We start from the raw sequence: 3,279 nt of genomic DNA on the forward strand, positions 1-3,279 counted from the left end.
GGTTTTACCATGGTCAACGTGACCGATAGTGCCAACGTTGACGTGAGGTTTGCTACGTTCAAATTTTTCTTTAGCCATTTTGACCGTCTCCGAACGAAGAATTCAGCGAGTGATAGCACCATTAAAACAAAGGCAGATACTCGCATATCTGCCTTTATTAAATGGAGCTCATGAGCGGATTCGAACCGCTGACCTCACCCTTACCAAGGGTGTGCTCTACCAACTGAGCTACATGAGCAAATATGTTGCACGAACAACTAAGCTGGAGCGGGCAGCGGGAATCGAACCCGCATCATCAGCTTGGAAGGCTGAGGTTCTACCACTAAACTATGCCCGCGTAGCCTGCAGCTCACGCCTAAATCTGGTGGAGGGAGAAGGATTCGAACCTTCGAAGTCGTAGACGTCAGATTTACAGTCTGATCCCTTTGGCCGCTCGGGAATCCCTCCATAAGGAGGCGGCATTTTCAATATCTGCCACCCTACTGTCAAGCACTTTCTCATTTAAAAACCAGAGCTTAGCGACACTAACAGTAACTTCGCATACCCACCGATTAAGATGGCCACCCTGCGAAGCGGGCGCCATTCTATGCATTCTATTGAGAGCTTGCAACCCCCTCACACGGCATTAATTGGTGTTGTAAACCTTTGAAGTCCAAAGACAAACGCTCGAGCAGTGAATCATCGACCAAACGCCGGCTTTCTGGGGCGATGCGCACCCAGTGACGGCGGTTCGCCCGCGGTAGCTCACGCAGCAATGGCTCGTAACCCGAACCACGCAGTCGCGAAATCACACTGTCGGCAGAGTCATGACGGGGAAAGATCCCCAAGGAGATACCGTTGGATAGATCGCCCTGAGTAATGATGTAGCTATCGATCTTGCGCGCCTGCAGCTCTCGCAACTGCCTCAGTGATGCCTGGCGGGAAGCCAGCGGCGGCAGATAAACCCAATAATCGACAGCACCCGCAGACTCGACGACCTGAGTCTGCGAGCGAATATCCAGACTGAGCAGGCGCTGCTCGACCTGCTCGGCCCCCGCATCTTCCTCAAAACTACCCAAGAATAAACACACTGTCTCCCCAGCCGGCGCTTCGTTAACTACAGGAGCACGTCGCTGTCGAGGCTCGGACTCACTGAGCAACTGAATATCACGGCGACTGTCCTGGTAGAGCGACAAGGGAGCGACCTCCTTTGCATGCAATGGGGCCTGTTGCTGGTGCCACACGTAATAGAAGGCATTCAGCACCACCAGCAGCATGAAAAACCAGCGCATAACTTATTCCCTCACCAGCGGACAGGCGATAGCCAAGCCAATGAACACAAGATCCGGCACCACATTCGCCGCAGCCACCCAGTCTGCGGCCAATGCTGCATCTCCACCAGTAAGGAGCACCGCTACATCACCACCACATTGCTGGCGAGCCAGCTCGAGCTGCGTATCGACGAAGCCACGCAACATCAACAGGCAACCTCGCTCTACAGCTTCGGCGGTAGAACGACCAGGCGAAAGACTGTGCTGCGCGAGCTCAGCAACAGCATCGTCATAGCGAATACGCCGAGTATGGGTACGCAGTTGATTACGCATGAGCGGCATCCCTGGGCAGATGAACCCCCCCAGGTGATTGCCGGTCGCATCAATGAAGTCAGAGGTAATTGCAGTTCCCAAGTCAAGAACTAGACAAGCACGGCGCTCTACGCTGTAAGCACCGACGACTGCAAGCCAGCGATCAAGCCCCAAACGCTGATATTCATCATAGCCATTGCTCACACCCGCCAGTAACTTCGCAGGCGTGGCAATCATGCAGTCAATACCGAAACGCACCTCCAAGGCCTCTACCAAGCTCCGAGTTTCATCCTCTGTGCGCACACTAACGAGACGGCAGGCGGAAACCCCTCCTGGAAAGCGAGAGATCAGAACGCTGAGCAACTCTTCATCGCTGCCAACAACCCCACCTTCAAGCACCTGAATACCGTCGCGCCGGGCAAGGACACGCCATTTGATAAAGCTGTTACCGCAATCAAGCTCAAGAATCATCACGCAACCTCAAACTGAGCTCACCGCCACTGAAAACGCGCTCATCACCATCAACCTCGAGCCGCAGCGCACCGGCGTCATCCACTCCTAGTACACGGCCGTCCACCGACTGCACACCGGCTGTAAGTGACACCATTCGGCCCTGCCATAGATGGCTAGCCTCCCACTGTCCACGCAAAGCGGTAAAACCATGCAGACGGTGCAACTCCAGGTAGCGCTCAAGCTGTATACCCAGACTGCTCAAAAAACCATTGCGGTCAATTTGCTCCCCCAAGATCTGCCTAATCGACGTCCATGGTTGATCAATGACATCACCCGCCACTACCCGCATATTGATATTGACACCAATTCCGATGACCACATGGCATACGTCAGCAGGGTCACCGGATAACTCCAGGAGTATCCCGGCGATCTTGCGCCCCCCCACAAGTAAGTCATTGGGCCACTTCAGGCCAACATCCGAAACACCAGAGTCTCGAATGGTATGCAGTAAGGCAAGACCAACAACCAGGCTTAAGCCCTCGATTTGGCGCATACCGCCAGTGATACGGAGCACCAGACTGTAGTAAAGATTTTCCCCGAAGGGACTGACCCAACTTCGCCCTCGGCGCCCGCGCCCCGCTATCTGCTGCTCGGCAACAACCAAGAAAGGAGGAATAGCACCAGCGACCAGACGGCGCATGGCTTCTGCGTTTGTGGAGTCAACCTGCTGCAGAAGCGTGATAGGCCACACCATGGAGAATTCGGGAGCATCACACGCCAATAGAGAAAGAGGAGCCTCAAGGCGATAACCGCGACCACGCACCTTATGGATCCGGAGGTCAAATTCAGACTCAAGCAACTGCAGCCGCTTCCAGATCGCTGCGCGGCTCACACCAATCGCAACACCGAGCTCTTCACCAGAATGAAACTGGCCGTCTTGTAAAAGTCGCAATAAAGGCTGCATGCCGAACCTGCCGTGCAATAAGGTGCGCATGATAGCGACGAGGTTCGTCCCTGCCTACCGAGGCCGGAAGTGCAATTGCATCGCTCTATCCAAAAACGCTTCCGGGAAGCAGATCTCCGCGCGCCCTTATCAATTTTACGAGCCTTGCCGATCAGCCGATAACCCCTGCAACCAAAATCGAGACCCGCTGAGTGCCGGGTGAAGCGAACCAGGGAAGGGCCTCCGATCGTTGTAGGAGGCGGCTTGCCGGCGATGCTCGTGCCCGTGGCTCGCCGGCGCCTACGCTCGACCTGCTGCAGC

Annotated in this window: 3 protein-coding genes, 3 tRNA genes and 1 pseudogene; all 7 read right to left on the bottom strand. The window is 55.1% G+C overall.

The window, feature by feature from the left end:
• A pseudogene (locus ACZ3GY_RS23600) lies at nucleotides 1-78 on the bottom strand (GTP-binding protein); the annotation flags it as partial.
• Between the two features lie 84 nt (nucleotides 79-162).
• Nucleotides 163-238: transfer RNA gene (locus tag ACZ3GY_RS23605), tRNA-Thr, on the bottom strand.
• Between the two features lie 25 nt (nucleotides 239-263).
• Nucleotides 264-337, bottom strand: a tRNA-Gly gene (locus tag ACZ3GY_RS23610).
• Nucleotides 338-362: 25 nt separating this feature from the next.
• A tRNA-Tyr gene (locus ACZ3GY_RS23615) sits at nucleotides 363-447 on the bottom strand.
• 146 nt (nucleotides 448-593) lie between these two features.
• Nucleotides 594-1,271: an SPOR domain-containing protein gene (locus tag ACZ3GY_RS23620; RefSeq protein WP_463562383.1), complete on the bottom strand. Its 678-nt coding sequence runs from the start codon at nucleotides 1,269-1,271 to the stop codon at nucleotides 594-596.
• Nucleotides 1,272-1,274: 3 nt separating this feature from the next.
• On the bottom strand, nucleotides 1,275-2,033 hold the full coding sequence (locus tag ACZ3GY_RS23625) for a pantothenate kinase (RefSeq protein ID WP_465912164.1): 759 nt from the start codon (nucleotides 2,031-2,033) through the stop codon (nucleotides 1,275-1,277).
• Entirely contained in the window at nucleotides 2,023-2,979 is a 957-nt protein-coding gene (birA, locus tag ACZ3GY_RS23630; protein ID WP_465912165.1) for a bifunctional biotin--[acetyl-CoA-carboxylase] ligase/biotin operon repressor BirA, read from the bottom strand. The genes ACZ3GY_RS23625 and birA overlap by 11 nt, the downstream gene beginning before the upstream one ends.
• Nucleotides 2,980-3,279 lie beyond the last annotated feature (300 nt).

This window comes from Pseudomonas sp. PME37.24/006 (assembly GCF_055556635.1).